Origin of the sequence: Micromonospora sp. DT233, from assembly GCF_049841815.1 — a bacterium.
Classification (GTDB): Bacteria; Actinomycetota; Actinomycetes; order Mycobacteriales; family Micromonosporaceae; genus Micromonospora.
Genome location: NZ_JBNCLB010000037.1, coordinates 1 through 1,077, shown reverse-complemented (window position 1 = coordinate 1,077; position 1,077 = coordinate 1). Strand labels below are relative to the sequence as shown.

Annotated in this window: 1 protein-coding gene; it reads right to left on the bottom strand. The window is 66.7% G+C overall.

From position 1 onward, the window contains the following. A partial coding sequence (locus ACLQ2V_RS28080; RefSeq protein ID WP_425721716.1) for a beta-ketoacyl synthase N-terminal-like domain-containing protein occupies window positions 1–1,077 on the bottom strand: 1,077 nt, incomplete at both ends.

Genomic DNA, 1,077 nt, shown 5'->3' with positions numbered 1-1,077 from the left:
GATCGCGGTGTCGAGCTGGGTGGTGAAGTCGTCCAGCGTCTCTCCCAGCAGCACCACCCGATGCGCATGGACACCACGATGCCGCGACAGACTCAACCCGACATCAGCCGGACGCACCTCACGATCACGCACCCAGCCCCGCAACACCTCCAACTGCGCACGCAACCCCGCCACCGACCGGCCCGACACCGGCCACGCCACCAACCCCGACCCGGAACCGCGCTCGGACCCGTACTCGGGCTCTGGCTCGGGCTCGGGTGCCTGCTCCACGATCACATGCGCATTCGTCCCACTCACCCCGAACGACGACACCGCCGCCCGACGCACCCCCGACACCCGCGGCCACCGCTCAGCGCCGGTCACCAACCGCACCGGCACCTCATCCCACCGCACGAACGGCGACGGCGCATCCACATGCAACGAACCCGGAACCACCCCCCGCCCCAACGCCAACACCACCTTCACCAAACCCGCCACACCCGCAGCAGCCTGCGTATGACCCACATTCGACTTCACCGAACCCAACAACACCGGCGCATCCACCGACCGCCCCACCCCATACACCGCAGCCACCGCCTGCGCCTCAATCGGATCACCCAACCGCGTCCCCGTCCCATGCCCCTCCACCACATCCACATCCACCGCATCCAACCGCGCATTCACCAACGCCTGCCTGATAACTCGCTCCTGCGACGGACCATTCGGCGCCGTCAAACCATTACTCGCACCATCCTGATTAACCGCCGAACCCCGCACCACCGCCAACACCCGATGCCCCAACCGCCGCGCATCCGACAACCGCTCCAACACCACCACACCAGCACCCTCAGCAAAACCCGTACCATCCGCCGACGCCGCAAAAGAACGACACCGACCATCAACCGACAAACCCCGCTGCCGACTGAACTCGACGAACAGGCCAGGGTCGGCCATGATCGTCGCGCCGCCGGCCAGAGCCAGCGTGCTCTCGCCGCTGCGCAACGACTGCACCGCCAGATGAACAGCCACCAACGACGACGAACACGCGGTGTCGACCGTCACCGCCGGACCCTCAAGACCTAAGGTGTACGAGATCCG